Raw genomic sequence first — 25816 nt, 5'->3', positions numbered from 1 at the left:
GGTGGGTCCCCGAGCGAGGGCGCACGGGGAACCACCGGGCGACCGGCACCAGGGGGTGCCGGTCGCGGGGGGACAAACAGACGACCGCGCCCTGCGCGAGCAGCCCACCCCGAGCACGCCCGCGTTCCCCGACCGCGTCCCGCGCCGCCGCTCGCGCAACCCGAGCCAGCGCACCCACAAGCTGACGACCCGCCTCTCGCTCGCCGAGACGAACGAGATCACCGCCGCCGCACGGCAGCGCGCCGTCACCGTCGCCCGCTTGCTCGCCTCCGCCGCCCTCACCGCGGCCCGCGACTCGCTGCCCGTGCACGGCAACGAGCAGCTCGACACCGCCATCGACGAGCTGGCCGCCCTGCGCACCGCCGTCTCCCGCGTCGGCAACAACATCAACCAGATCGCCTACGTCTACAACTCCGGCGGCCTGCCCCGCCCCGGCGAACTCGACCACGCGCTCACCGCGCTGGCCCGCACCCTCACCCACATCGACGACACGGCCGACACCCTGGTGCGGAAGCGGATCTGATGGTCCCCGACATCGGACGCGGCTCGCGCACCCACGGCCTGCTCGTCTACCTCTACGGCCCCGGAAAGCGGGAAGAGCACACCGACCCCCACCTCGTCGGATCCTGGGACGGCTTCGCGCCCGACCCCGGCCGCGACCCCAGCCCGGACCCCGACCCGAAGGTCACCCTCGCCCGCCTTGCCGCCGCCCTGGACCTGCGGGTCAAGCAGGCCGGCACCAGCGCCCCGGCCGAGCACGTGTGGCACTGCTCGGTCCGCACCGACCCCGGCGACCGCACCCTCAGCGACGCCGAGTGGAACACCGTCGCCCGCCGCCTCGTCCACGCCACCGGCCTCGCCCCCGACGGCGACCCGGACGGCTGCCGCTGGGTCGCGGTCCGTCACGCCGAGGACCACATCCACATCCTGGCCACCATGGTCCGCGGCGACCTGCGCCGCCCCCGCATGAACTACGACTACAAGAAGGCCCAGGCCGAATGCCGCCGTATCGAGAAGGAATGGGGCCTGCGGCAGCTCAAGCCCGGCGACGGCACCGCGGCGAAGAACCCTACCAGCGCCGAGCGCCACAAGGCCGAGCGCACCGGCCGCACCGAGACCCCGCGCGAGACGCTGCGCGAAGCCGTACGCCAGGCAGTCGCCGGAGCCGCCACGGAGGAGGAGTTCTTCACCCGGCTGCGGGAGAAGGGCGTGCGCATCAAGCTGCGCGAAGCCCCCTCAGGGGACGCCATCGGCTACAGCGTGGCCCTGCCCGGCGACCGCAACGGCGAGGGAAAGCCCGTCTGGTTCCCCGGCTCCACCCTCGCCCCCGACCTGTCCCTGCCCAAGATCCGCCACCGCCTGACCGAAGCCGACGACGAACCGGCCACCGCGCAGCCCGACAACGGCCCGCGCCGGTGGTCGGCACCCGCCCACGCCCGCCGCACCGCGACCGGCGCCACCGAACGCGCCACCCTCGTCTTCGCCAGCGACGACGACCCGCAGGCCGCCGCCCAGCTCATCGGCCTCGGCGAAGTCCTCGACGCCGCAGCCCAGACCTCCCCGGCGGCCGCCCGCGCCGAGCTGGCCGCCGCTGCCCGCTCCTTCGAGCGGGCGACCCGCAGCCACATCCGCGCCGAACACGCCGACACCCGCGCCCTGCGCTCGGCCGCCCGCGGCATCGTCCACGCCGGCGGAGCGCTGGGCCGCGGCGAGGACGGCGGCGCCACCGCCATGCTCCTGTCCACCCTGGTCCTGGTCGCCATCGCCGCCGCCCACTGGCACTCCGCCCGCGGCCACGCCCAGCAAGCCGCCGCCGCCCACCAGGCCGCCCAGCACCTGCGTACCGCCTACCGCCAAGCCGCCGCCGCACCCATGCGGGCCCTGCACGCCCAAGGCCGCACCCTGCCCAAGAGCGACCGCCGCAAGTACGAGGCCACCATCCGCGCAGCCCTCCCCAACACCACCGAGCACCGCGCCGAACGAGGGCATGACGCGCTTGTCGCGACTCTCGCTCAAGCCGAACAGGCCGGCTACGAACCGGAGGCCCTGCTGGAACAGGCCGTCGCCATGCGCGAACTCGACTCCGCCGACGACGTCACCCACGTTCTCGCCTGGCGCCTGCGCCGCCTCGCCGACCTTCCCGCCAACCCGAGCAGCAGCCCCGCACGTACGAAGGCCGGCGCGCGCCGCGCGACATCAAAACCCTCCCGCGCCCCCATGCCGCCCGCTCTTTCACGATCCACCGCGCCGAATCCCGGCAACCGTGCACCGCGCCGCTGAGATCCCGGCCCGTCCGACCGTCTACCCGACCGTCGAAAGCTCTGGACAACCCGCCCCACCTGCTGTTACGGATGAACAGGCAGGCCCTCGAACGGAGATGACGTCCATGCCCACGACGACCGACGGCCACCCGAGAACGGCCACGTCCGCGCCGCTGGCCGCCCCGGCGAGCAGCGATCCGGTGCCGCAGCTGCAGCACGAGGCCCGTCCCACCACCAGCGGCCCGCACGCGCTGCGCTACCTACGGCACCCGCAGGCCCTGGACCTGCGCGGCATGCCCGTTATCTGCCGGGCCTGTGGTGCCCGCCGGGACTGGCTGATGCTGAACCAGGGCCGCAACACGTGGGTCGTCTGCCGCTGCGGCAACCGGTGGCACGAGCCCGAGATCACCCGCGCCGCCTTCCAGGTCCTGGACCGTCTCCCCGACACCATCGCGTACTCCACCATCGCGGGGGCCCTGGCCGCCATGGGCTTCGACGGGAGTTTTGTCGGCATGTACCTGGAGTAGGCGACAAGGGCATCACACGCGTGCAATGGGCGCCACCAGCGGGCTGGTGGCGCTCGTTTCGTTGTGAGGCGGGTCAGCCGCGGTTGCTGCCTTTGGGCAGTTGGCCCCGGTAGTCGCAGCCGGGGCAGGTGTCCTCGCCTTCGATGTGGCCTTCGTACCAGCCGTGTACAGCGGCGTGGAGGACCGCGTCCTTCCAGTGGGCTTCACCGCGCTCGACCGAGGCGATGGCGTTGCCGACGACCACCCGGAGCAGAGGGTTGTCCGGTGACGGATACGGCGGGGAGGGCATCGAGGAGTCGGTCATGCCCCCGAGCCTAGAGGTCGAAGGTCTGGCGCCTATCCGGGTTCGGTGTCCCGCGGCGCCTGGCCGGAGCGAGCCAGGCGCCGCATGCTCAGCCGCACGGCGGCTGGGCGAAACCCAAGCTCCGCCGCGAGGGCTTCGGCGTCGTGCGCCGGGTTTGCGAGGATCCGCTCAAGGACGGAGCGGTCGGTCGCGGCGTCCAGCCGACGGCTGATCAGGTACGCGGCGAGAGCGCTGGCTGCGAGGGCGAACAGCGCGACGCTGCACTGGGCGTAACGGTGCTGGACGGCACCGACGATGGCGGTGACCGCGCCAGCGGCGGCGACGAGCGCACACCCTATGAAGGCGGTAGGCAGGCGGGAACGGGCTGCGTTCAAGACGGCTCCTGCTCGGCGGGCGCGTGCGGATCGGCGTGGGCCGGGCAGCCGTGGAAATCGGTTCGGTACCCCCGGCCAACGGGCTTCCAGTCCTCGAAGGTGGCAGGCCTCCAACGAGGCCGGTCCGGCACCGACGTGTCGTCGGGCTCGGGCAGGCTGCCCTGGCTCTTGCGGCTGCGGACAGCGCCGACGGTGGTGCCGAGGTGACGGGCGAACTCCCGGTATCCCCAGAGCGGCTGGTCGTCGGCCAACGTTCCTCCTCGTTCGTCTTCGACGGTGAGCGTACGCAACCTTCGTCTTGACCGGGCATAGGGCAAGGCCACCCCTTGCCGGTGGGCGCGGGGCGGCCTTCTGCCGTCGGGTTCGGCAGGTGCGGTTCAGGTCTCGGCGAGGCGGTTGGACAGGTTGAGGGCGTCGGTGGCGTAGGTGAGGGCGTGGCAGAGGCCGGTGACTTCGTAGAGGGTGGGGCGGATGAGGTCGGGCCAGTCGTCGGGGGCGGCGGGCCAGCGGGCGAGCAGTACCTCGGCGGTGGCGAGGTAGAGGTGGGCGTGGACGGTCCAGCCGGCGGGGGCGGCGGGCTCCCAGCTCAGGCGGATGCGGCCGAAGGGGAGTCTGGTGGGGTCTGCGGGGAGCCAGGCGACGTCCAGGGGCCCGCCGGGAAGGCCGGAGATCCGGCGGACGAGGGCGCCGCGTGTGCCGTTCGGCATCGGCTGAAGGGCGATGCCCTGCAAGGGAAGTGCGGGGAGTGCGTGGGGTCGGTGGGGGATGGGTGCCTCCTTTGCCGGGTGGTCGGGCGGGTTCAGGTCCAGGAGAAGAGGTCGCGGACTGCGGCCGGGAGGTAGCCCTCCTGGCCGTCTTCGGCGATGAACACGGTGCGGTCGCTGATGACGATGCTCGCGCCGACGAAGTGGGCGAAGGGGAAGTCGGGGTTGACGGCTAGGCGGACCCGAAGGCTGGGGTCGAGGTCATGGAGTTGGCTGAGCAGGTAGCCGACGGTCAGGTCACGGGGCACGGGAACCTCCGGGAAGTGGGACGCGGGGGCAGTGGAACGAACGTCAGTGCGTGTCGGTGCGGCGCAGGTCGCGCGGGTCTTCGGGTCTTGCGACGGGTTCGGCTCCGGCGCGCGGTGTGTGGCCAGGTGGCGGCGGCGGGATTCGTTGACGTAGCCCTTCCCGGCCTCCTGCATCTGCCACTGTCCGCACCCGCAGACGGCGCGGCTGTAGGCGCGGCCGGGGCAGTCGGGGTGGAGCGGTTTGCCGGAGGTGGTGTGCTTGTGTTCGGGCGGACATGGCGTGCCGTCGGCGTGGTGGTTGGTCAGCGGGGCGCGGAAGGCCATGGAGATGCCTTTGTGTCGGGGTGGTCCGGGGTCGGCCCGGTGGTGGACGGTAGCCAGGCGGCCAGGCGGAAGATGCGCTCGGCGCACGAACTCGGTGCTGCGCACCGGGGTGGTGGCCACCAGGGCGAGGCCGAGGACGGTGAGGGCGGGACCGCCGAACCGGTCGGTGGCGTGCGCGAGCAAGGCAGTTCCTTCGTGCGGCGGCAGTAGCAGGCGCGGTCCGGCTGGTGGCCGGACCGCCGGTGGGTCAGCGGTTGACGTGGTCGGTCAGCGCATCGAGGAAGGCGGCGACCGCCCGGCTCGGCACGTCCGGGCCGAACTCCTGTGACCAGGGCTCCGCGTCGGTCTCGGCGGGGGTAACCCGCACGGTCCAGACGATGTCGCGCATCCAGGCGGCCGGGTCTTCCGGCAGCCAGTCGACGTGGACGCGCCCGTCCGGGCTGGTGCAGTGCGTGTTGGCCTCCGGGGTGTCCACGATCGTCCAGCCGCGCTCACCGAGCAGGGCGAAAACCGGCTCCGCGCTGCCGTCGCCGGCCAGGGAGGGGTGCTGTGCGACGACGGGGCGGAAGAGGACGGGCAGGTTGCTGCCGGTGGTGTTCAAAACGGTACGGTCCTTTCGTTGACCTGCGGTTTTTCCCGACACCCGTACGTTGGCATGGGGTGCGCCGAGGTTCGTAGTCCTTATCCGGGGGAGCGCGTCTGCCGTGGGCGAACTACACCGCGACGCAGGACAACCGGCCGCCGAGGAATGGACCGGGGCGGCCGGTTGTCGTAACGGGGCTGCGGCGCAGGGCCGTACGAGGCCGCAGGGGGAACCGCATGGTGGAGAAGGGCGGCCGTGGACGGTGGGCGGCGTCGCGGTGGTCGCTGACGGCCAGTGGGCCGTGGGCCTGACCGCCCCGGCGGGCCGGGAAGCGGACACGGCCGTGGAGCGCCGGGCTGCGGACGGCCAGCGCGTGGAGATGACGCTGGAGGAGCTGGCCCGTGCGGCCGGCGCCCGCTTCGGGGACACCCACCGAGGTGAGGAGGCGGACTGACCGGCTACCGGTGGGCCCGCCCGTCGCGGCCACCGGGCCGGCAGAGGCCGGAAGGGCAGCCTGGCCTGGGGCTGGTCCGGGACGGGCGGAGCCCGCATGGAGCGGGCGAGGGCGGCTTGGACCAGGCGGACCGCCGGGACCTGGTCCGCCCTATCGGCGGCGGGATGGGGTCGGCAGGGTGATCGGCGGATTGGCCTCGGGGGCGCGGGTGGGGCTGCCCGTACGTCCGGGTGTGGGGATCGTGGAGCGGTTACGCGCGGCCCGGACGCGGAGGTCAGTCGCTGTGTACGGGCCGCGGGCGGCACGCTCGACGGCTCGGGTGACGGCGGTGTGGCGTACGTCGAGCGGCGTCGGCAACCGCGGGGCCGCAGACGCGGGCGGGCGGACGGGAGTGAGCGTGACGAGGTGCTCCACGGCGCGGTGGACGGTGTGGCGTTCCCGTACGGCCGGCGCCGGATCGGTCATGGCGGCGGCGGTGGCGGCGATCAGGTGGGACGGGGTGCGGGAGGTGAAGGTGGCCTCCGCGCGGGTGCCCCAGCCCGGAGGCCCGGCCCACACCTGGACGGTCCGGTCGTCCCGGTCCGAGAGGCGGTTGTCGATCAGGGCGCCCGCCTGCTGATCGGGGGCGACGATCTCGACGGTGCCGCGCTCGGCCGCGCCGTCGTACGTCCAGCCGGCATCGGTCAGGGGCCGGACGGCGTCAGCCCAGTACATCGACGTGCGAGTCAGGAAACGGGCCTCGTCGTAAGGGTCGGTTTCGGCGTAGTCGCGGGCCAGGGCGCCGGTGAGACCGGCGACGATCTCCGCGGGGGTGACGTGGTTGAAGGTCGCGGTCCAGCGCGCCGCGGACACCGCGTCCGTGGCCGCGCAGATCTTCCACAGCTCGAAGTCGTCGCCGAACCAGCCGATGCGGATGCGCCCGTCAGGGCTGGTGACGAGTAGCTGGCAGGGGCCGTCGCCCATGGAGCGGTGGGGCCAGTGGGCGACGGGTGCGAAGCCGGCGTCGCACGTTCCGCTGGATCCGGCCAGGTAGCGGGGGGAAACGAGGTACTCGGCCCACGGGTCGTCGGTCGTGGTGTACGGCATGGGTGTGCTCCGTTCCGGAGTTGACGGAGGTCACCGCGTTCGGGCGGGGAAAGACTGGGCGGTCACAGAGGCCGGCACCCGGGGCTGGGCCGTCACGGCGTGGCTGAACAGACTGGTCGTTGTGACGGCGCTGCGTCGCAGCGCCGCGTCGGTGCGGGCGGTATCCGGCCATGGCGCGGTCGCGTTGCGGGCGCGTGCAGCCGCCGGTGAGACAGTGGCGGAGGGCCGGGCGACCGTGGCGAAAAGGCCGCTCCAGTGCTCGACGGCGGCATACACCGGGCCGAGCGCGGCTCCGGCGGCGGTGAGGGCGTAGGGGTCGCCGTGGCGGGGGCCGGTCCGGGTGACGAGTCCGTCGGCCTGGAGCCGGGCCAGGCGCTGCCGGGCGGCGCCCGTGTCCAGCCCGACGGCTTCGCATACCCGGACCAGGCGCATAGGCCCGTCGCACAGGGAGCGGATCGCGGCGGTGCTGTGGCGCAGGTACAGGCGGCGTACCGCGTCCTCGACACGCTCGCCCGCAGCCACGGTGCGCGGCAGCAGGTGACCGGCGGACCACTCCGCGAGCGCCTGGTGGACCGGCGAGGCGGCGGCACCGAACTCGGTGAGCTGGTACGGGGCGCCGAAGCCGTCGTCGAGCCGGGTGACCAGGCCGTCGGCGTGCATCGTGGCCAGCCGCTTGCCGACAAGCTGCTCGCTGACGAACGGCAAGCGGTCGGCGACGGCTCGCACCCGCATCGGCCGGTCCCGCTGGGCCAGGGTCAGCACGACCCAGCTCGTCCACTTCGGGGCGATCACGGACAGCCCGTCCTCGACGGCCTGGGCATCGACGCCGCTGATCCGCTGGGTAGGCGACGGGGAGAAGAGGGAGACCACGGAGTGCTCCTTGCCGTTGAAGTGGAGTGGTCAGCAGGTGCGTTCGGCGCGGAGCTGCTGGAGAACGAGGCCGAGGCGGTGGTTGTTGATGCGGATGCCGCGGTCGCGCAGGGCCAGGCGCAGCCCGTCTCGGGTGAGCCGGGGCAGATGCGCGGCGGCTTCGCGGGCGATGTTCATCAGGTCTCCGGCCGCCGCCGGGGAGGACGGAGCGGGAGCGGGGCGTATGCCGGGCCGGTCCAGGAGCAGGCGGACGTCGAGGAGGTCCCACAACGCCTCGGCCTGGGACTGTTCGCGCTGCTCCAGGTCGACGACCTCCGCGAGGTAGGGGCCCAGGCGAACGTCCCCGGTGCCGTCGTCGAGGACGGTTCGCAGCGCACCCCGCGCGGCCCGGCTGCGCCTGCCCGTCTGCACCAGGGCGTCGAGGCGGCGCAGTACGACCGCCAGGACGGGATCGGACGAGCGACGGTGGGCGATCTCCCGCCGCAGGTGGTCCAGCGGGTGACCGTATCGGTGCTCGATCAGGCGGCGGGTGTGTGCAGCCGTGGCGGACATGGCGTATTCCTTTCGTCGCATGTCGGCGGGAGCCAGGGGGCGTGCCCGGAAAGGCGGGGGGAGGCCGTCGGCTGACGGGGATGGGGGCGGCGGGGCCTGTGCCTGCTCATGAGGCCGTTCCGATACGGGCCAGCAGGGTGCGGGCCTGGGCCGGGAGGCTGCCGGGTTGTTCGTCGATCCGGAGGCTTCCTGGGTCGTCGAGGACGTGCGCTGCGGCGTCGGTCAGGTAGCCGGCGATGTCCGTGCAGGCTTCGGCGATGCCGACTGCGGCGAGGAGTGACTGGGAGAGGACCTCGACGTACTTGACGGAGGACAGCCCGGCTGCGCGGGCGGCTGCACGGAGGGCGACCAGTTCCAGGCCGCTGAACTCGAAGGTCGGCTCTTCCACGTCGTCGTCCCGACGTGATCCTCCCGGTACTGGGGAGGAGCCGGGCGCCTCGGCGGGGATGCCGGCCTGGGTGCAGATGCGGTCGACGGCGTCGGCGAGTTCGTAGAGGGACTCGGTCAGCCAGCCGAGTGCTGCGGCCTGGGAGGCGAGGGTGAGGAGTCCTGCTCGGGTGTCGGGCATGGGTTCGTCGAGGAAGTCCTCCAGCCCGCGGGCCAGTTCCTTGACGACCTGGGGGCCGGCGGTCAGCGGGCCGAGGACGGGGTGGAGGTAGGAGCGGGCCGCGGGGGTGGGGAACTCGGTGGTCAGGATCGAGGAGATGCTGTGGGCGGCGCCGGTGAGCAGGTCGGCCAGCTCCGCGCGGCTCGAAGGGGTGCGACTGGTGGTCATCGAACGGCCTTCCGGGCTGAGGCGGGTGTGGTGGTGCTGTACGCCAGCGACACGCCGTCGCCGGGGGAGGCGAGGGCGGCGGTGTGCGGGGAGCGGGCGCGGGCGGCGCGGACGCGAGCTGCGGTGGCCGGGTCCGGCGGAGGTGTCTGGGTGCGGCTGGTGCGCTGCTGCGCGTTCCGGTAGACCTCGTAGTCCGCGCGGGGGCCGGCGGCGACCAGGTACACCTCCCGCTCGTGCCGGGAGGTCGGCGGTGCGGGCCGGAACTGCACGACCAGGCGGTGGGAAGCGAACTCGCCGCCGACGCCGAGGAAGACCTTGTGGAAGCCTTCGAGGCGGCCGGTCAGGCGTGTGGCGAGGGGTTCGCCGTGGACGAGGTCTTGCAGGTGCAGCAGTGCTTGGTCGCGGATCGGCTCGGGCAGCGCGCGCAGGTCGGCGATGGCGTCGGGGTGGGCGGCGAAGGCGCGACGCGGGTAGGTCATCGTGACCTGCCCGGACCCGGCTGCCGTGTCGCGCTGGCGGACGGCGCAGGAAGGGTGTCGAGGCCGCAGGCCGTCGCGTGCGGGGCGCCGGCCGACCGCGCGAGCGCGACGCGGGTCCGCTGGGCGTCGGCATCGGTGTGGTCTTCGGGCGGCTGCGGCAGCGGGCCGTCGCGCTCGTCGAGCCACTCCCGGGCGGCGCTTTCGTCGGGGAACGCGCCTTCCCGCACGGTGTAGGTGCGCGTTTCGGGGTCGACCGTTTCGAGGAAGACCCGGACCGGGTGCTCGGCCGCAGCCTGGTCATGGGCCAGCGTCCAGTTCTCGCACGGGTCGTTGTCCGAGGTCCACGTGTCGAGGACGTCGTAGCGCTGACCGCCGTCGCGGACCTTCTGCTCCACCCGGAGGGTCTGCTCGTCGGCCGCTGCCGCGAAGTCGCCCTCGGCCACGGCGATCTTCTCGGGCGGGCAGCCGCGCTCGATGAGCCACGCCTGCGCGAACGGCAGGCTGGCGTGGTACTGGCTCTCCAGCGTGAACGTGCGCAAGGTCAGGTCGCGGGCGACCTTGATCGCGACGAGCTGCGGTGCCCCCGGCACTCCCCAGGTCGCGGAGGTGTCGTGGGCGACGACGTAGGAGTGCGACCCGTACGGAGCGGTGGTGTGTTCGGCCAGGACCGTCAAGTCCCCGGGCCACAGCAGGCTTTCGGTCTGCTCGGAGTCGAGGTCGGCGGGGTCGAGGTCGTCCAGGGCGAAGTCGAGGTCGGCGGTCACCGGGTGCCTCCCTCGTCCGCGGGCGCCGGGGTGGCCAGCACGCGGTGGGTCGGGCGCGCCGGGCTGGTGGTGCACGCGGCGAAGGGACCGTCGGGGGCCCGGAGTTGGGCAAGGGCGTGGTCGAGGTGGTCGCGGTGCCACGTGGAGGGGCCGGACAGGCCCGCCTCGGCGTCGGTGAACTGCTGCCAGGCCAGCCACAGGGCGTGGAGCCGGGCGACGGCTTCGGGGTGCTCGTGCCACTGCTCGCACCACGGGCGGGTGGTGCTGATCTCCCGCCCGTAGACCGGCAGGAGCAGGTAGTGCACCCAGTCGGCGAGCGCGGCCAGCTCGGTGGCGTACGCTTCGCCGCCCAGCGCGAGGATGAACACCGATGCCGGGAGGCCGCCCTGCCCGGTCTCCTCGGCAGCAGGGGCGGGATCGGCGGCGGGGTCTGCGGCCGGCGGGTCCGGTTCGGCGGACAGGCGGTCGAGAATCACGCCGTGGTGGCGGACCTCGTCGATGGTCCTGGCGAGCGTGCTGGCGAGGTCGTCGAGATCGTCGTCGGGAACGCGGAACGGCTCGGGCTCCGCTTCGGCGGCGGGCGTACTGGGGTCGGGCATGGCAGTTCCAGGGGTGGCGGGCGAGCAGGGCGGGCGCGGGCGCTCGGCGCTCTTCTGCACGTCATGGCAGGGGCTCCTTCGGTGGAGGGCGGCGTAGAAGTAAGGGTGCGGAAGAGCCGCGGTTTGGCCAGTCCGGGGATTGGCGGTATTGCGGCTACATCTGCGTGCAGCGGGGGCAGCGCGGGAACGGCGGCGCGAGCAACCGCAGCGCCTGGGCGGCCTGTTGAGGGACAACGCCGTTGCCGAGTGCGGTGAGCTGGGCGGGGCGGCCGAGACCGGGTGTGCCGGTCACCCAGCCCGCGGGCAGGCCCTGCAACCATTCGACGAAGCCCGGGCGCAGCCGCCCGGCTGTGTCGGTGGGCGCGGGCGCGGGGCGGGTGAGGGTCTCCCATCGGGCGATTGCGGCGGCGTACGGACCCCACCGGACGCCGTCCGCTTCGCGTCCGACCGGTCCTCGGGCCACAGCGGCAACGGCGTGGCCGACCATGGCGGTCGACGGTCCGCGGCGCGGCGGGGCCCATGCGCGCAGGTGCCGTCCTCCGCCGGCATGGCAAGCAGCCAGGCCGCAGCCGACGGCAGCGTCCGATCGCCGTTCCCGTGCCGCTGGTTCGACGGGCCCTTCGTTCCGTCCGGCGCCTTCGGGGTGGGCAGCAGCCATTCGACCTCGTCGGCCAGGTTCGGCCCGTGGCCGCCGTTCTTCCTCTTCGCCGGGTGCTGGCTGCCCCCGTTGCTGCCGAGGTTGCTCGTCGGCGTCTTGAACAGCGTCGTCGGCGGGCCAGGCGGCGAGGAAGACCCGCTCCCTGCGGTGGGGGGCTCCGACGTCGGAGGCGCGAAGCACGAGCCAGCTCGCGTCGTACCGGAGGTCGGCCAGGGAGCCGAGTACGGCACCAAGTGCCCGCACAGCAGGCTGGGCTGGGTCGTCTCCCACACACCACGGGCAGGGTTCCACGTCGCCAGCGGGACGGGCGGCGGGGGAGGTGAGGAGTCCGCGGACGTTTTCGATCACCACCAGGCAGGGGCGGAGGGCTTCGACCGCACGGGCGACGTGCAGCCACAGCCCCGAGCGGGTGTCGGGAGCGAGTCCGGCGCGGCGGCCGGCGACCGAGACGTCTTTGACACGGGAATCCGGCCGTGAGGACGCACACCCGGGGCACGTCCGCCCAGTTGATGGCGGTGATGTCCCCGTAGTTGGGTATCCCGGGCCAGTGGCGGGCCAGGATCCGCGAGGCGTCGGGGTTGGTCTCGGCGTGCCAGGCCACGATGCCGCCGACGGCGGCCTGTACACCCAGGTCCAGGCCGCCGTAGCCGTGCACAAGGAGCCGATCAACGGCGGCGCCAACGCGCTCGATGGAGCCGGGCTGAGGATCGGTTCGGCGTTCACGGGTGGCTCCGGGCCGGAGGACGAACCAGGGCTGCGCCGGAGGCCGCAGCAGCAGGCGGTGACGACGATGAGGGTGGCGTGCTGCGGGCGCGGGCCGCTCGGATCTGCTCGTCCGGCGGGCCGGCGGTGGGCTCGCCGCAGGCCGGGGGCGGCGGCTCCGCGCGGGTGCCGGTGATCCAGCGCTGCCGGACGTCGTCGACAGCGCCGAGAGCGCCGAGGGCCTGGTTGATGAGCTGGCCGGGCGGCAGTGCGTCGGTCGCGGCGAGGTCGCGGATCGCACGGGCTGAGGCCGCGGCGGTCCTCAGCAGCGCCCCGCGAGTCACCTGCTCGCCGAGCCACTGGGCGCCGCCGGGGCCGACGCCGTCGCCGATCGCGGCGATCTCCTCGCCAGTGACGGTGCCGTCGGCGAGCAGGCCTCGGCGCTGGGCCTCCCACAACAGCGTGAGGCGGTCGACGGGTTCGCCGCGGTGATGCAGCGCGCTCAGGCAGCGGTAGAGCTGGGCGTGCGCGGGCACGGCGAAGTCCTGCGGGCGCAGCCAGCCGTCGACCTCGTCCATGCCGCTGGACGTGCTGACCAGCGCGGCCAGCAGCAGCCGCTCGTCGTCCGCGACCGGCGCGGCTCCGGCCTGCGGTGCCGTGCCCGCGGGGCTCAGCACGGTGGGGGCAGCAGGGCGGGGTTCGGTGCCCCACCGGCGGGTGAGGTCGACCAGCACCGCGGCCAGGGTGTCCACCTGGTGCAGCGTCGCGGCGGTCCCGCCGCAGACCTGGTCGGCGCGGGCGAGCTGGTGCAGCCGCACGGCGTGCTCTGTAACGGTGCGGTGGATCGCCCCTTCCAGGACCATCCGCCCGTACACGGCCGCGTGCGCCGGGCGCGGGCAGGCCGACACCAGGGTGTGTGCGTACACCGCGGTCACGCCGCGCACGTGCTTGCTCGCTTCGGCGACCGCGTCGGTCAGCCAGGTCAGCGGCACGGTTCCGTCCGCGGCCGACGCTGGCTGTCCGGCCGAGCGAAGGCGCCGCAGCGCCGCGAACAACGCCTGGTGGGCGGGTCGGTAGAAGTGGGTGGGCTCCAGCCAGCCGAGGTGGTCGAGCTGGGCGGGGTCGAGCAGGACCGCGCCGAGCACTGCCTGTTCGGCTTGCAGCAGCGGCCTCACCGCCGCCCCCGCGTACGCGGGTGGAGTGCGGCAACGGCGCGGTCGGCAGCGGCCATCGCCGCGGCGAAGGCGTCGAGGTCGGCAGCGAGTGCGCGGTCCGCGGAGACGGTGGCGCTTCCGGCGGCCAGCAGCCACCGGTCGCCGCGGCGGACGACCGGCAGGTCGCCGAAGGGACGTACCGCGTCAGAAGACGGCGCGCTCATGCCGCCGCCCCGAAGTCGCCGCGGTGGGGCTGCGCCTTTTCCAGTGCGCGGGTGGTGATGGCCTTGGTTGCGGCGGCCGATGCCGGGCCGATGACCTTGGCGGAGGGCTGCTTGTACCAGGGTTTGAGGTCGAGCATTGCGGGGCGGATGCCGGTGGCGAACAGCAACGCGCGGCCCTTGGGCAGTGCGCGGATCGCGTCGGGGGGAAGGATCCGCTCGGTTCGCATGCTGACCGAGGTGGACTTGCCGGATTCGGACGTGGAGACCGAGACGGTCTGCACGTCGTGGTCGCCGGTCATCCGGGAGAGCCGGTCGGCGAAGTCGGCGTCGTCGATTCCGGAGCCGATGATCTTGACGGTGGCGGCGGACCACAGGGCGTCCATGCCCTGCTCGCCCCAGCAGCGCTGGCCCTGCCGGTAGGACTGGAGGATTGTCACGGGGATGACGCCGCGGCTGCCTAGGTGCGAGTACAGGTCGGGCAGGTCGCTGATCCGGCAGACGTTGGCGGCTTCGTCCAGTACGCACAGCGCGGGCGGGTCGAGCCTGCCGCCGGATCGTTCGGCGACGACCACGGCCGCGTGCATCACGGCGTCGGCGGCTGCGGCGATGATCGCCGACGCGGAGCCGCCGCCGTCCTTGCTGAGCAGGTACAAGGTGTCGCGGGAGGTCGCGAACTCCTCCGGCCGGAATTCCGGCAGGCCCTTGGCGGGGGTGACCCATGCGGCGACCTGCGGGTCGAGCAGGCAGCTCGCGTACTGCCTCGCGGTCTCGTAGATGCCGTCGCGGGTTTCGGTCGCGCCGGAGACGGTGCCCTGGAGCTGGGCGGCGACTGCGTGGTGGCCGGCGTCGGCGAGCAGGTCGACCGGGGTGCGGTCCGCGGGCGCGGCGAGCCAGGCCAGGACGTCGGTGATCGGCCGCCGGTGGGAGGCCGCGGCGAGGAAGAGAGCGCCGAGCGTGTTCGACGCGGCGGTGGACCAGAAGTCCGAGCCGGCGGCCTCGTCGACGGAGGCGGTGACGAAGTGCCCGGCCAGGCGTTTGGCTCCGGCGAGGTCGCGGGCGTCGGCGAGGATGTCCCACCACATATGCCGGGGGTGGTGGGCGATCTGCTGCGGGTCGAGCGTCCAGACCGTGCCCACCGCTGCGCGGGCGTCGACCGTGGCGGTGAAGGCGTCGTTCGCGGCCTTGTTGGACGTGAGCAGCACCGGGCCGGGGGCGGCGAGGATCGCGGGGATCGCCAGGCCGGACGTCTTCCCCGAGCGCGGGGCCATGATGGCGAGCAGGACGTCCTCCCAGGAAGCGCGCACCTCGGTCCTGCCGGGGGAGAGCGTGCCGAGGAGGATGCCGCGGTCAGCGGGAGCGACCTCTTTTACGCTCCCGGCCGGCGAGGCTCGGCCGCAGATCCTGGGCCTTGGCGGTGATCTCCTTGCCGAACAGCGGGGCGAGGTCGGCCTTGCGCGCCAGCCCGGCGGGAGCGCCGCGGAGCCGGAGCCACACTAGGCAGCCGGTGGTGGCGAGGGCGAGGGTGAGCAGGCCGGGGACGAGGCGGGCGCCGATCAGGACGGCGGTGGCGCCGAGGTGCGGCCAGATCTGGTGGGGGTGGAGTGCGGCGTCCAGGGTGGCGAAGTGCGTCCACGGGCCGGAGCCGTACGCGGCGTTGGTGAGGTTGCCGGTCAGCCAGGTGAGGGCGCCGAAGGCGAGGGCGGTGACCCAGAGGCCGAGGACGATGATCAGGGCGGTATCGGTACCGGTGGAGGCTGAGGGCTGTCGGGTGCGGGGAGGCGAAGACATAGGGGGTCCAGGGGTCGGTGCTGGTCAGGTGGGGCGCGGCAGCGGGGTTGGGATCTCGGGTGGGACATGGCGAGGGGGCCTTTCAGCGAGTGCGGCGAAGGGTCGTCGGACCGGTCGGCGGTGCCAAAGGCGGTGAGGGCGCGGCGGGGGTTGGGGTCGTGCCCGCGGTGGGAGAGCTGCGCAGGGCGGCCTGCCGGCGGCGGGCCTCCGTGACCGGGGACGGCAGGACCTCGTCGGTGTAGAGGTCGGGCTCGATATTGACGGTGAACCCGCTGCGCGACAGGTTCTCGGCAACCGCGGACAGCCGCCGCCGCAGTTCGCCCTCGGTCGGGACGGTGACCAGCTTGTAGGAGTGGGGGAGCACGTCGGGGCTGATGCGCTCGAAGCCCTCCAGCCGCAGGACGCTGTGCACGAGGTCGCGGGAGGTGTCGGGCAGGCTGTGGCGGACGTCCGCCCACACCGTGCTGTCCTGCCAGCGGAAGATTTCGACGTCCGTGCCGAAGGGCTCGGTCCGGTTCGCGGGCGACTGCGCGTCGAGTTTCTGTTCGCCCAGCCCGTGCGGGGGCGTGGTGTGGGGGGCTTCGACGCTGGTGACGGGGGGCACGACCCGGGGCGGCTGCCGGTGGGCGAGCTTGATGTTGTGGGCCAGGGCGGCGCCGATGGCCTGGCCGATGCTGTCGTAGTAGTCGGGCACGGTTCCTCCAGGAAGCTGCGGGGTGGGCTACGGGCGTCGGTCCGGTGCGCTGACCGTCAGCGTCAGCCGGCCCACGAGGTCGTCGACCCGGGCGCGGGCGCGAGCAGGGCTGTCGGCGGTGACGATGAAGAAGCCGATCCGGGCGGAGCTGGCGTCGCCGTGCGGGGGGAGCGCGACGTGGTCGCCGACCTGGCGGAGCCAGGCCACCTGCCGCAGCCACGGCGGCTGGACACCGGGCTTGACCGGCAGATGCCGGGCGGTGAGCGTTCCGGTCGCCGGGGCGTAGAGGATCTTGACGGCAGCGGTGCCCTTCCTGGTGGGAGCCAGTGAGGGAGCGTTTCCGCAGGCGATGTCGGCGGCGATGCGCGGCAGGTCCAGGCCGGTGGCCAGGCGGACGAGCTTGCCGATCAGGTCGCCTCCGATGCGGGAGTTGACTTCGATGATCCGCGGGCCCGTGGAGGTGAGGCGCATCTCGACGTGTTGCACGCCGTCGGTGATGCCGAGCGCGGACACGGCCTGGACCGCGACGGGGCCGACTTGGTGCAGCAGCGGGTCGTCGGCGCTGACGGTGTGCCCGGTCTCCTCGAAGTAGGGGGCGAAGCCGACGTCCTTGCGTGTCACGGCCAGCGGCGTGGTGATCCCGCCCACGGTCGCGCACTCCACCGATATCTCCGGCCCGGACAGGTACTCCTCGACCAGCACTCCGTACCCCTCGCGCCCCTGACCGCCGGCGCCGGCGGACGCGAACGCCCACGCGGCGGGCAGTTCCTCGGGGCGGTCCACGCGGATCACGCCGATGCTCGCCGCGTGCGAGGCGGGCTTGAGCACGACGGGGAAGCCGGTGCGGTGTGCGACGGCGGTGGCGTGCGGCAGGGAGTCGACCACCGTCGACTTCGCCGACGGCACGCCGTGCTCGGCGAACCGGGAGCGGCTGGCGGCCTTGTTCCGCGCGGCGGTCATCGACTCGGGGGTGGTACCGGGAAGGCCGAGGCGGGCGGCGAGCGTGGCGGTGGGGACGAGGGCGTACTCGTCCCAGGTGACCACCCCGGCAACGGTGTGCCGGGCGGCCAGCGCGAGCCCCGCGGCGACGACCGCCTCCGGGTCGCGGGTGTCGGCGGTCTCGTGGTCGACGAGCATGTGCTGCTGCCAGGTCGGCGGCGCGGTGTCGATGAGCGCGACGTCGTAGCCGGCGGCCACGCTTTCCAGGCAGTAGCCGCGGTAGGCCCGGTCGGTACCGGCGACGACGATCAGCAGGGGGCGGGTGGATCGGGACACGCGACGTCCTCCGAAGTGCGGAAATACGGGATGGGGGTGAGGGCGGGTCGGGGGAGTGAAGAAGCAGGCGGACGGCGGTACCACTGCGCGCCGGGTCACCACTGGTCCACCAACTGCGTGGTGCGCTGGCCGGATTCGGCGCGCTCGGCGGCGGGCGGCGGTGTGCGGGGGAGGTGGCGGCGCAGCGCCAGGAAGCAGGCGCCGAGGACGAGCCCCTGCACGGTGGCGCAGGCCAGCAGCAGGCGCGGGAGGGCGGATGCAGGGACGGCGGCGACGAGGGCTCCGGCCAGCGGGAGCGGCAGCAGCACCACGATGATCGTCACGGCCAGCGTCGAGGCGAACGCAGCCGGCGCGATGAGCCGGGCCCGCAGCGTCCGCAGCACCACGGTCAGCGCGCCCTCGGCCCCGAGGAACACCGCCGCGGTCGCGGTGTACGCGGCAGTGCTGCCGGACAGCGCGATGCCGAAGCACGCGGCGGTGCACAGCGCGGCGGCGACCGCGCCGACCGGCCAGACCTGCCACCGGTCGATGGCCCGCCGGGCGATCCACACGGCGATCAGCGACGCGACGGCTGCCGCGCTCCACACCGTGCCGATGCTCGCGGTGGACATCTCGAAGCGGGCAGTGAGGGTGATCGGCGTCGCCGCCTGAAGCACGCCGCTGGCCAGGTTGGACGCGGCCAGACCCCCGACGAGCCACAGCAGCGCGGGGGTTCGGCGCAGGGTCCGCCACCCGGTCGCCAGGCTGCCCGGCATACGGTCACGGCCCTCGGCACGGTTACGGTCGGGCGTGGTCACCGCGGCGAGCACGGCCAGGGCGGCGACCGCGGCCAGCAGGACGCTCGGCGCCGCCAGGAGCAGCAGCCCGCCCAGCAGCGGGCCGACGAGCACCGCGCCCTGGTCGATCCCGGTCTGCACGGCCTGCACCCGGTGCGCCACGGCCCCGGTGCGGCGGCCGGCTTCGGAGCCGAGTGTCTCGACGGCGAGGAAGGACACCTCGGACAGCAGGCCGCATGCAGGTCCGAGGACCAGGACGACGCCCGTGGTCGCCGACCCGGTGCCGGGGAGTACGAGCAGCACGGCCGCGGCCAGCGCCGTCCCGGCCGCACGGACAAGGTTGGTGGCGCGGAAGACGCGGGCTGCACCGTGGCGGTCGACGAGCGGTCCGGCCACGGCGAACGCGGCGAGCCGCGGCGCCCACTCCATCAGGAAGGCCAGGCCGGTCAGCGCGGCCGACCTGGTGGTGACCAGCACGAGCAGCGGGATGGCGTAGGTGGCCGTCGCGCTGGACAGCGCGTCGACCGCCCGCACGAAGTACAGCCGCTCGACGGTGCCGGAGTGCGCGGTCCGGCGGAGCGCGGTGAGCACCGCGGTCACCGGGTCCGTGCCGCCGGGCCCTGACCGGGCGGCGCTGGCGGCGGTGCAGCGGGAGAAGCGGAGTGTGTGCCGTTTGCCGCGGGAGCTGCATGCGGGGAGGTTGCGCGTGCGGCGCTGCTGACGTCGTGGACCCGGGGCGCGGGCTCGTCGTGCGGGGCGGGGGCGAGACGGCGAAGCTCCTCCTGCGCTCCGGCCAGCTCGCTCTGCGCGGCGATGAGGAAGTCACCGGCGAACCCGAAGCGGTCGGCGAGCTGGTACCCCTCGTCGTCGATGCCGGTGATCTGCTCGCTCGCAGCCTCCAGAGCTTCCCGGACCCTTTCGAGCGCACCGTGCTCGGGATGCAGCAGCGAGTCGAGCGTGTCCGCGAGGGCGGAGCCGGACTCGGCCGCTCGGATCTTGTCGGTGATGTCCAGCAGCTCGGCTCCGGCGGCGTAGGTCTCCCGCAGATCAGGGCCGGTCGGCCGGTTCCCGTCCAGCGCCGGGTCGAGGTCGACGGTGTAGCGGGCGGCACGCAGCATCTCGGCAGCGTGGGTCGCGAAGGCGATGCGGTCACCGGCCGAGGTGCCGCTGGGAAGGCGATGCCGGCGTCCGTACCAGTCCTCGATCTGCTGGAACCCGGCGTGCTTCAGCAGCGCGGCGGACAGATCGTCGCGGGCCCCCTCGGCCATGACGCTACCGGTCGGCTTGCCGGTGATGGCGACGGTGACAGCCGGGGCCGGGGTCCGGGACACCGGGCGCACGGTGACCTCGGCGTCCGGGAAGCGCCTGTCGTACTCGGAGCCGATGCTCTGGCACTCCCGGAAAACGGCCATGTTGAGGCTGTAGAGGGACCGGGCCGCCCGGCCGTCGTCGTGCACGAGGCTGGCCACGAGGTGGACCTGGCGCTCGGCTGACCCGAGCGCCACCCACCGGCACCCCTGGTGGCTGGCTTCGCTGAGGAGGCTGGCCGCCCCGAGCACGCGGCGGCTGAACGCTGCCCACTCCTCGTCGCTCGGTGGGGGGAGGTCGGGGCTCGACCGAATGGTGCACAGCATGATCGGATGCTCGGGGGAGGACCTGAAGCCTTGCCGGGGGTCGGCGACCTGGACAGCCGCCGCGAGGGCCGCTTTGTCGTTCGGCCACATCGGTGTGCCGTGGCAGTCGCCGTCGATCAGACGAGGACGCTGACCGGTTTCCTGCTCGGCCCGGTGGTAGAGGTAGGTGAGGGCGGACAGAGCCGTCTTGCCCCGCTGCACGGTGGGAATCAACTGGAACCTCGGTTGGTCGCGTGGAGCCCCGATGCGGGCCCGCCGAGGGGAGACGATCCGCAGATTTCGCGTTTTGGCCTGTCCGGAGATCGGTGATAGAGGGCCGCTCGACGGGGTGGAACTCGCCCCCGGGGCCAGGGCGAATCTCCAGGAGATGGGCCCGACGCGGAGTGAGGTATGCCCCCCGCCCGCGGGCGGGGGTACCGGGAGAGATCAGACGACCGGGTTCTCGGTAGGCCGGTCGACGTTGGTGGCGGCGCCGAGCAGCTCGGCCAGCTCTTCGGGCCCGGAGGAGCGCTGGTCGATCCACCATCCGGCGCGGGTGACGGTGCGCGCCTTGTCCTCCAGCGCCTCCCACTCGCTCTCGGCGGTGTCGCCTTCGATGACGAGGGTGGTGTGGGCGGCGGCCAGGACCTGGTGCCGGCAGCGGACCGCCCAGGTGATCGCGCGCGTACTGCCTTCCAGCGGAGGCATCCGGTATCGGGCCGACCAGGCTTCCGCGGCGGCCTGTTCGTCCGCGCGCTTGGCCCGCAGCCACTCCTGCGTGGCAGCGGCGTCGGCTTGGTGAGCGGCCTTCCAGCAGTCGGTGCACGGGCGGTCGGCCAGCCAGCGGGCCAGGCCCGCGCGTTCGTCGGCGGCTCGGTCGGACAGGTCACGGGAAGCGGTGTGCCCGCAGGCGAAGTCGATGGTCCAGATCGTTTTCACCCCCGGGGAATTTCGGTTGGGCTTTACGTTCGAGATCGGGCTGCTGGTCTGGGGCTTCATATCGCGCCTTACGTTGGAGGTTGGGGTGGTGGCCTGCGTCGTTGCGGAGGGTCGAGCATCAGCTGGACGATTCATGTGGCGGACGGAGGTGGTCTGGAGTGCTTGGCGGTGGTCTCGGGGACTTCCGCCTTCTGCGCCGTCTCAGCGGGTCCTGCGAATGGCGTCTGTGGCCGCCTTGGCGATGGCGGCGGGAGCGCTGGAGGGCTGGGGCAGGCGTAGCAAGGTGGTCCCCGGCAGGTGACGGGACTCCGCGGTGAGGGTGAGCTGGAGTACGGCGCAGCCGGCGGTCGTGAGCTGCTTGACGCGGGTGACGGCTTGAGCGGTTTCGTCGCTGCCGTACCGGGCGTCGGTGACGATCACGAGGAGGCGGCCGGCGCCGGGGCGGCTGAGGTCGAGGCCGTGGTCGAGTGCGTCGATGGCGTCGCCGAGTTGGTGGGCGCCGCCGTTGGCGTCGAACGTCGTCACGCGCTCCGGTGCCCGGTGGGTGGGCCGGGTCAAGGCGGTCAGGTGCTGGTCATAGGCGATGGTGGCGGTGAGGGAGTCGGGGTCGGTCAGGGCTGCTGCGCGTGCAACGATCCAGGCAGCGGACGCGACGGGCGCGCAGGCGGCACGCATGGAGCCGGAGACATCGACGGCGATACCCACACGCAGCGGTGGGGTGGGCGAGCTGCGGCGGCGGGTGTGCGTGAACGGTTCCGCGGTGGGGACCGACCCGGCCGCGCGCTGAGCGTCGCGGGCGAGGGCACGGCCCATGTTGAGGCGGCCGGGCGGGGTGGGGCTGGTGGTCCGCTCCTCGGTCCGCTCGCGGTAGGCGGCGGCACGCAGGGCTCGGCTCAGGCGCGCGGCGGCACTCTGCTCGGCGGCGGTGGGCCTGCGGGTGCCGGTGACCGGGTTGCCGTAGGGCGCCGGTGTGCCGTCGGGGTTGACGCTGGTGCCACGGGTGTTGAAGACCGACCGCGCGGTGGCGGCGGCTTTGCGTCGCTGGCCGGCCCTCTGGGCTCGGTCCTGGGCCTGTGCCTTGGACTGCGCGGCTATGGCGTTGGTCGCTGCGGCCTGTGCCGCGAGGTCGGCGGCGTCGGTGGCTGCCATGCTGTCCATGACGACCCCCACGGCGCCGGACAGCAGATCGGTGAGGTTCTCCGGCACGGGAAGGGCGGGGGCCGCGGCGTCCAGAGCGTCGCACCATTGTTGAGCGTGCGCGAGCATGCTCTCGGCGTCGTGGTCGGCGCACTGGTGGGCTGCGGTCCAGATGCGGGTGAGGGTGGCCAGCAGGTCAGCGCCCAGCACCTTTTCGCACAGATCGGCGACGGCCCCGGTCTCGCCGGCTTCCAGGATGCCGACGTCACGGCGGCCGAGGACCAGGGCCGCCACGCCGGCGGCGTGCTCGATCCCCTGGAGGGTGGGGTGCGCGATGTCGGGCATGACCAGGGCCCGGGCACTGGTACGCAGGTACGTGCGATCCGTGGGCCGCGTGATCAGGTGTGCGCCTTCGACACGGCTCTCCTCCAGCAGGAGCGCCGCCTCGACGACACGGGGGTCCGCTCCGGCAGGCTCCGTCCAGACGGAGTGGGCCGCGTGCGCGGCCTCGTGGACGAAAACGCCCCAGGCGGCGGGATACCGCTCCTCGTCGCCCACGATCCGCGGATGGACCTCGTGGGGCTGGAGCGGGTCGAACAGGCCGGCGTCGAACTCGACCTCGCCCAGCGTGGGGAAGAACGCGGCCGGGGCGCCGCTGCGCGTGCCGGGACGGCAGGTGACGAGGAGGTCCTGACGGCCGGAGAGGGCGACCAGCCGGTCGCCGAGTTCGGCTCCGACGCGCAGCCACGCGGCCGGGGAGGAACGGCGTGGCGCGGGCGGGGCGCCGTCGTCGTCCCAGCGCGCGAGGTCGGCGTCGTCGTCCGGTGTGGTGGCGGGGGACTGGACGTGGTGGTGGGCGCTCATCGCGCGCGGCTCCGGTGTGCGGAGACGGTGCTGCCCGGGGGCTGCCGGACGGCCGGGGCGGGGAGCTGCTTGCCGAGGGTGAGGGGCGCGATCCTCTTGACGCCGACCACCTTGCTGACGGCGTCGGCGACGGCGTCGCGGTCCTCCACAGGAGCGATCCCGACCAAATTCGCGAGCGCGGCCTGGGTGCCCAGGACGGCCTCGGTCTTCTGGTAGCTGAGCAGCTCCCGCAGCTGGGGAGCCCAGCCCAGCTCGCCGAGTTCGACCTGGTGGGCGAGGTTTCGGGCGACCCGGACCACCCGGGCATCGATCCGCAGCGCCAAGGCCAGGTCGTAGTCCGTGCCGACCTGGATCTGAACGCTGAACCGGCTCGCGAGCGCCTCGGTCAAGACGGCGCCGTGCACGCCCGGATTGTGGCCCGCCACCACGTAATAGCCCGGCTCGGCCGTGATGGTCTCGCCCTTGTGGGCCTTGACCTGGATCTGCCTGCGCCCGTCCATCGCGGGATACAGCGCCGCCAGGACTTTCGGTGAGATCAAGGTGGCATCGTCGATCAGCAGGGCGCGGCCCTCGGTCATCGCCGTGACCAGCGGACCGTACTGGAAGACGTAGCCGCCGCTGTCGGCCTGCGTGTACTCGCCGATCAAGTCGCCGACCGTGGTGTCGCCGTCCCCGGCGACGGTGAGCAGGTCCGGGAACGCCGCCTCCACCAGGCTGGTTTTGCCGGTGCCCGGGGGGCCGTAGAGCAGCACCGGCACGTCGGCGTCGCGCAGGCGATTCAGCGCCTCGACGTCGGGCAGATCGGCCAGCTCCCGGGGGTGGTAGAGCTGGCCCCCCGCGCGGCGGATCGGGCCGGTCTGCCTGGGCGCGGCTGCTGCGGGAATGGTCGTGCGGGCCGTGGCCGCCTGGACGCGGGGAGCGTGGGTGCCCGGCGGGCTGATCACAGCGGTCTGCGCGGCTGCGGCGGTTTGCGCGTTCGCGCGGAACTCCGGCTGTCCGGTTCCGCTTTGGTCGGCCTCGCCGCGTCGCACCAGGGTGAGGGCGGCGTTGCGGACGGCGCCGTGGGAGTGGCCCAGCTGCCTGGTCATGTCCCCGATGGTGAGCGCATCTGTCGGCCGGTCGGCCAGCAGCCGGGCGACCTTGGCCCGGAGTTCGCCGCCCTTGGTGCGCGCTGGACTGGTGGGCGGTGCGGGTGTGGTCACAACGAGGCTCCTTCAACAGGTACGGGTGCGGGCGAGGTTGGCGATGGGCTGGGGAGGCTGGCCGGTCCCGGAGCGGATCACGGACTGTGCCGACATCGCCGACCGGGCCAACCGGGGCGTGCCGTCGGCGCTCACCGGCTGACCCTCGGCTCGGTCCAGGGGCAGGGGATGGCAGGCGACGAGCAGCTCGCTGGCTGTTGAGCAGGCCCGTGCGTCCGCTCGGTATCGGGTTCCGTCGCTCGGCAGGCGCAGCCTGGAGCCTCTTCGAAGCCGTCCTGGAGCAGGATCCGCCGGGCGGCCAGGTTGTAGCCGGAGGTGGTGATCTCCCCGGTGATGGTGTGCCGGATCGACATGAGCGGCTCTGCTGGGGCGTCGGGCACGGCGGATCTCCTATCGGTGGTGGCGGGAAGTGGTGAGGTGTTGGGCGAAGGCGAGGAGGCCCCGGAGCTTTAGCGCATCAACGATGCGTGGCTGGGCCACGAACGATGGGCAATGTCTGGCGACATGCTCTAGGGCGGGCCTCACTGCCCCGCAGCTACCTGACTCGCCTTTCCCCACGTTCTGGTGGCCGGGTGTACCAACAACGGCCATAGGAGCTGTTCCTTAAGGAAATTGGGGGGTGTCAGCGGGTGCGGGAGGACTCCGCGGGCGGGTCCGCCGGTCGTGGGACCGGAACCGGGGCGGATACGGGTGGCGTGCCGGGTCGGCCGGTACGGGCCGGGCTGGGGGCCAGTGCGGCGGCGTTCATGGCCGGGAACGTGCGCGCCGCCGTATCCGAGCTGCGGTCGCGGGCCACCAACCCGTTCGGCGCGGACGGGCGCCGCGCGGCGATATCGCGGGCAAGGGTGGGCTGCACGGCGATGCGGAGGCCGGCATCCTGCATTGCTGCGCTCGCTTGGGCGACCTTTCCGAGCGCCTGGTCGCGGCCGGTGGTGGCCGGCAGCGTGTAGATATCGAGGCGGGCGTGGTGGCGCCAGCCGTTCTCGGCGAGGAGCTGCCCGCCGAGGACCGTGCTGTGCCCGGTCGCAGCCACGACACCGAGCTGGGGGTGTTCGGCGAACGCGACGTCGGGTTCGACGCTGTGTGGCAGCGAGACGGAGGGCTCCGGGGCTGTGAGGAGACTGTCGAACTCGACGTCGGCCTCGACCTGGTAGTTGGCCCGGCGCAGGAGGTCGACGGCGCGGGTGGCGCGCTCGCGTCCGTCGCGCGGCTGGTCGGCCAGCGCGTACAGACCGAGGTGGTCGGGGACGGGGTGGAAGCCGAAGCCGCGGAGCATCCAGGCGCTCGCGGCGAGGTTTTTGGGGTTGGCGGCGACGATGCCGTAGTCGGGGTGGCGGCCGATGACGACATCGGGGGGTGGGCTTTCGGAAGGCGGCATGGCGATTCCATTCGGGGCTGGCAGCAGCAGAGGCGCGGGCGCGGACAAGCGGTCTGCGGGTGCGGATCACGGGGTCTTCCTTCAGGTCAGGTCAGGTCAGGGACGGGCGGCGGCAGGAGGCTGGGGGCTGGTTCAGCGGGGGCGCGTGGGTCGGGTCACGGGCAGGGCGGGCGTGGCGGAGGGGCCGGTGGGCACTGGCGCCGATGGCTTTCGTAGGGCATTCGGGGAGAAGGCCAGCGCTGCCACGACACGGGGCTCCTGCCGGGTGACGGTGGCGGGCTGGATGTGCCCCGGGTGGGCGGTGTGGCGGTCGGCCAGGCGGTTGCGGAGGTTCTGGATCGGGGAGTTCGACGTGCACGATGTAGTCGCTCAGGCCGTACTCGACAGTGCACTCCAGGCTCCGCTGCCGCAGCGCGGTGGTCAGGTGGGCGTAGCCGTGCTCCGGGTC

General features: G+C 73.3%; 29 protein-coding genes and 3 pseudogenes. 4 read left to right on the top strand and 28 right to left on the bottom strand.

Annotated elements, in window-relative coordinates; all coding sequences use genetic code 11:
* Position 1 precedes the first annotated feature (1 nt).
* The 3 genes from mobC to ACH4SL_RS28860 all read left to right on the top strand — a co-directional run bounded on the left by mobC (position 2) and on the right by ACH4SL_RS28860 (position 2788).
* Positions 2-523 carry a plasmid mobilization relaxosome protein MobC gene (mobC, locus tag ACH4SL_RS28870; protein ID WP_398450753.1) on the top strand — a complete coding sequence of 174 codons (522 nt, stop codon included), beginning with the start codon at positions 2-4 and terminating at the stop codon, positions 521-523.
* Positions 523-2280, top strand: coding sequence for a relaxase/mobilization nuclease domain-containing protein (locus tag ACH4SL_RS28865; RefSeq protein ID WP_398450751.1), 1758 nt, complete (start codon positions 523-525; stop codon positions 2278-2280). The genes mobC and ACH4SL_RS28865 overlap by 1 nt, the downstream gene beginning before the upstream one ends.
* 106 nt (positions 2281-2386) lie before the next feature.
* Positions 2387-2788, top strand: coding sequence for a hypothetical protein (locus ACH4SL_RS28860; protein WP_398450749.1), 402 nt, complete (start codon positions 2387-2389; stop codon positions 2786-2788).
* 73 nt (positions 2789-2861) lie between these two features.
* On the opposite strand, the gene ACH4SL_RS28855 is transcribed toward ACH4SL_RS28860, so the two are convergent.
* From ACH4SL_RS28855 to ACH4SL_RS28830, 6 genes are all read right to left on the bottom strand, one after another.
* On the bottom strand, positions 2862-3092 hold the full coding sequence (locus ACH4SL_RS28855) for a hypothetical protein (RefSeq protein ID WP_398450747.1): 231 nt from the start codon (positions 3090-3092) through the stop codon (positions 2862-2864).
* A gap of 32 nt (positions 3093-3124) precedes the next feature.
* A complete protein-coding gene (locus tag ACH4SL_RS28850) occupies positions 3125-3466 on the bottom strand; it encodes a hypothetical protein (protein ID WP_398450745.1) in 342 nt (113 codons plus the stop codon).
* Positions 3463-3717, bottom strand: coding sequence for a MarR family transcriptional regulator (locus ACH4SL_RS28845; protein WP_398450743.1), 255 nt, complete (start codon positions 3715-3717; stop codon positions 3463-3465). The genes ACH4SL_RS28850 and ACH4SL_RS28845 overlap by 4 nt, the downstream gene beginning before the upstream one ends.
* A 126-nt stretch (positions 3718-3843) precedes the next feature.
* Positions 3844-4173, bottom strand: a complete 330-nt coding sequence (locus tag ACH4SL_RS28840) for an esterase (protein WP_398450741.1) — start codon at positions 4171-4173, stop codon at positions 3844-3846.
* 92 nt (positions 4174-4265) lie between these two features.
* Complete coding sequence (locus ACH4SL_RS28835) at positions 4266-4985, bottom strand: hypothetical protein (protein WP_398450739.1); 720 nt, start codon at positions 4983-4985, stop codon at positions 4266-4268.
* Positions 4986-5049: 64 nt separating this feature from the next.
* Positions 5050-5403, bottom strand: coding sequence for a DUF317 domain-containing protein (locus ACH4SL_RS28830; protein ID WP_398450737.1), 354 nt, complete (start codon positions 5401-5403; stop codon positions 5050-5052).
* A gap of 244 nt (positions 5404-5647) precedes the next feature.
* Here ACH4SL_RS28830 and ACH4SL_RS28825 point away from each other — a divergent pair, with 244 nt between their 5' ends.
* On the top strand, positions 5648-5839 hold the full coding sequence (locus tag ACH4SL_RS28825; protein ID WP_398450735.1) for a hypothetical protein: 192 nt from the start codon (positions 5648-5650) through the stop codon (positions 5837-5839).
* Between the two features lie 150 nt (positions 5840-5989).
* Here ACH4SL_RS28825 and ACH4SL_RS28820 read toward each other — a convergent pair whose 3' ends face one another.
* The 22 genes and pseudogenes from ACH4SL_RS28820 to ACH4SL_RS28715 form a co-directional block, all read right to left on the bottom strand.
* Positions 5990-6925, bottom strand: a complete 936-nt coding sequence (locus ACH4SL_RS28820; RefSeq protein ID WP_398450733.1) for a DUF317 domain-containing protein — start codon at positions 6923-6925, stop codon at positions 5990-5992.
* Positions 6926-6955: 30 nt separating this feature from the next.
* Positions 6956-7795, bottom strand: a complete 840-nt coding sequence (locus ACH4SL_RS28815) for a winged helix-turn-helix transcriptional regulator (RefSeq protein ID WP_398450731.1) — start codon at positions 7793-7795, stop codon at positions 6956-6958.
* Between the two features lie 30 nt (positions 7796-7825).
* Positions 7826-8347, bottom strand: coding sequence for a hypothetical protein (locus ACH4SL_RS28810; protein ID WP_398450729.1), 522 nt, complete (start codon positions 8345-8347; stop codon positions 7826-7828).
* Positions 8348-8453: 106 nt separating this feature from the next.
* A complete protein-coding gene (locus ACH4SL_RS28805; RefSeq protein WP_398450727.1) occupies positions 8454-9122 on the bottom strand; it encodes a hypothetical protein in 669 nt (222 codons plus the stop codon).
* Entirely contained in the window at positions 9119-9601 is a 483-nt protein-coding gene (locus ACH4SL_RS28800) for a hypothetical protein (RefSeq protein ID WP_398450725.1), read from the bottom strand. Before ACH4SL_RS28800 ends, ACH4SL_RS28805 begins: the two co-directional genes overlap by 4 nt.
* On the bottom strand, positions 9598-10365 hold the full coding sequence (locus ACH4SL_RS28795) for a glycosyl hydrolase (protein ID WP_398450723.1): 768 nt from the start codon (positions 10363-10365) through the stop codon (positions 9598-9600). The genes ACH4SL_RS28800 and ACH4SL_RS28795 overlap by 4 nt, the downstream gene beginning before the upstream one ends.
* Positions 10362-10964: a DUF4913 domain-containing protein gene (locus ACH4SL_RS28790; protein WP_398450721.1), complete on the bottom strand. Its 603-nt coding sequence runs from the start codon at positions 10962-10964 to the stop codon at positions 10362-10364. The genes ACH4SL_RS28795 and ACH4SL_RS28790 overlap by 4 nt, the downstream gene beginning before the upstream one ends.
* A 154-nt stretch (positions 10965-11118) precedes the next feature.
* Positions 11119-11427, bottom strand: a complete 309-nt coding sequence (locus tag ACH4SL_RS28785; RefSeq protein WP_398451007.1) for a hypothetical protein — start codon at positions 11425-11427, stop codon at positions 11119-11121.
* Positions 11428-11781: 354 nt separating this feature from the next.
* Positions 11782-12015, bottom strand: a pseudogene (locus ACH4SL_RS28780) (C-5 cytosine-specific DNA methylase); the annotation flags it as partial.
* Between the two features lie 121 nt (positions 12016-12136).
* Positions 12137-12223 (bottom strand): annotated as a pseudogene (locus tag ACH4SL_RS28775) (DNA methyltransferase); the annotation flags it as partial.
* Positions 12224-12341: 118 nt separating this feature from the next.
* Positions 12342-13499, bottom strand: coding sequence for a DnaB-like helicase N-terminal domain-containing protein (locus ACH4SL_RS28770; protein WP_398450719.1), 1158 nt, complete (start codon positions 13497-13499; stop codon positions 12342-12344).
* The gene (locus tag ACH4SL_RS28765) at positions 13496-13702 is read right to left on the bottom strand and encodes a hypothetical protein (protein WP_398450717.1); all 207 of its coding nucleotides are present in this window, start codon (positions 13700-13702) and stop codon (positions 13496-13498) included. The genes ACH4SL_RS28770 and ACH4SL_RS28765 overlap by 4 nt, the downstream gene beginning before the upstream one ends.
* Positions 13699-15490: pseudogene (locus ACH4SL_RS28760) on the bottom strand (type IV secretory system conjugative DNA transfer family protein). Before ACH4SL_RS28760 ends, ACH4SL_RS28765 begins: the two are co-directional and overlap by 4 nt.
* An 82-nt stretch (positions 15491-15572) precedes the next feature.
* Positions 15573-16184: a hypothetical protein gene (locus tag ACH4SL_RS28755; RefSeq protein ID WP_398450715.1), complete on the bottom strand. Its 612-nt coding sequence runs from the start codon at positions 16182-16184 to the stop codon at positions 15573-15575.
* Positions 16185-16211: 27 nt separating this feature from the next.
* A complete protein-coding gene (locus ACH4SL_RS28750) occupies positions 16212-17459 on the bottom strand; it encodes an ATP-grasp domain-containing protein (RefSeq protein WP_398450713.1) in 1248 nt (415 codons plus the stop codon).
* Between the two features lie 95 nt (positions 17460-17554).
* A complete protein-coding gene (locus ACH4SL_RS28745) occupies positions 17555-18835 on the bottom strand; it encodes an MFS transporter (protein WP_398450711.1) in 1281 nt (426 codons plus the stop codon).
* Positions 18832-20070, bottom strand: coding sequence for a hypothetical protein (locus ACH4SL_RS28740; RefSeq protein WP_398450709.1), 1239 nt, complete (start codon positions 20068-20070; stop codon positions 18832-18834). Before ACH4SL_RS28740 ends, ACH4SL_RS28745 begins: the two co-directional genes overlap by 4 nt.
* Before the next feature lie 225 nt (positions 20071-20295).
* Positions 20296-20787, bottom strand: a complete 492-nt coding sequence (locus ACH4SL_RS28735) for a hypothetical protein (protein WP_398450707.1) — start codon at positions 20785-20787, stop codon at positions 20296-20298.
* A 201-nt stretch (positions 20788-20988) separates the two neighbouring features.
* Positions 20989-22788: a hypothetical protein gene (locus tag ACH4SL_RS28730; RefSeq protein WP_398450705.1), complete on the bottom strand. Its 1800-nt coding sequence runs from the start codon at positions 22786-22788 to the stop codon at positions 20989-20991.
* Positions 22785-23990, bottom strand: a complete 1206-nt coding sequence (locus ACH4SL_RS28725; protein ID WP_398450703.1) for an AAA family ATPase — start codon at positions 23988-23990, stop codon at positions 22785-22787. The genes ACH4SL_RS28730 and ACH4SL_RS28725 overlap by 4 nt, the downstream gene beginning before the upstream one ends.
* 131 nt (positions 23991-24121) lie before the next feature.
* Positions 24122-24343, bottom strand: a complete 222-nt coding sequence (locus tag ACH4SL_RS28720; RefSeq protein WP_398451005.1) for a hypothetical protein — start codon at positions 24341-24343, stop codon at positions 24122-24124.
* Positions 24344-24612: 269 nt separating this feature from the next.
* Positions 24613-25368, bottom strand: a complete 756-nt coding sequence (locus ACH4SL_RS28715; protein ID WP_398450701.1) for a hypothetical protein — start codon at positions 25366-25368, stop codon at positions 24613-24615.
* Between the last annotated feature and the right edge of the window lie 448 nt (positions 25369-25816).

The sequence above is a fragment of the Streptomyces sp. NPDC021020 genome (genome assembly GCF_044333285.1).
Taxonomy (GTDB): Bacteria; Actinomycetota; Actinomycetes; order Streptomycetales; family Streptomycetaceae; genus Actinacidiphila.
This window is presented reverse-complemented; position numbering and strand designations above follow the sequence as displayed.

Excerpts from the sequence above, each read along its gene's own strand:
- ACH4SL_RS28865 (WP_398450751.1), top strand. The coding sequence starts at position 523 with ATGGTCCCCGACATCGGACGCGGCTCGCGCACCCACGGCCTGCTCGTC.
- ACH4SL_RS28860 (WP_398450749.1), top strand. The coding sequence starts at position 2,387 with ATGCCCACGACGACCGACGGCCACCCGAGAACGGCCACGTCCGCGCCG.
- ACH4SL_RS28855 (WP_398450747.1), bottom strand. The coding sequence starts at position 3,092 with ATGACCGACTCCTCGATGCCCTCCCCGCCGTATCCGTCACCGGACAAC.
- ACH4SL_RS28840 (WP_398450741.1), bottom strand. The coding sequence starts at position 4,173 with ATGCCGAACGGCACACGCGGCGCCCTCGTCCGCCGGATCTCCGGCCTT.
- ACH4SL_RS28820 (WP_398450733.1), bottom strand. The coding sequence starts at position 6,925 with ATGCCGTACACCACGACCGACGACCCGTGGGCCGAGTACCTCGTTTCC.
- ACH4SL_RS28810 (WP_398450729.1), bottom strand. The coding sequence starts at position 8,347 with ATGTCCGCCACGGCTGCACACACCCGCCGCCTGATCGAGCACCGATAC.
- ACH4SL_RS28805 (WP_398450727.1), bottom strand. The coding sequence starts at position 9,122 with ATGACCACCAGTCGCACCCCTTCGAGCCGCGCGGAGCTGGCCGACCTG.
- ACH4SL_RS28800 (WP_398450725.1), bottom strand. The coding sequence starts at position 9,601 with ATGACCTACCCGCGTCGCGCCTTCGCCGCCCACCCCGACGCCATCGCC.
- ACH4SL_RS28790 (WP_398450721.1), bottom strand. The coding sequence starts at position 10,964 with ATGCCCGACCCCAGTACGCCCGCCGCCGAAGCGGAGCCCGAGCCGTTC.
- ACH4SL_RS28765 (WP_398450717.1), bottom strand. The coding sequence starts at position 13,702 with ATGAGCGCGCCGTCTTCTGACGCGGTACGTCCCTTCGGCGACCTGCCG.
- ACH4SL_RS28730 (WP_398450705.1), bottom strand. The coding sequence starts at position 22,788 with ATGAGCGCCCACCACCACGTCCAGTCCCCCGCCACCACACCGGACGAC.
- ACH4SL_RS28720 (WP_398451005.1), bottom strand. The coding sequence starts at position 24,343 with ATGTCGATCCGGCACACCATCACCGGGGAGATCACCACCTCCGGCTAC.
- ACH4SL_RS28715 (WP_398450701.1), bottom strand. The coding sequence starts at position 25,368 with ATGCCGCCTTCCGAAAGCCCACCCCCCGATGTCGTCATCGGCCGCCAC.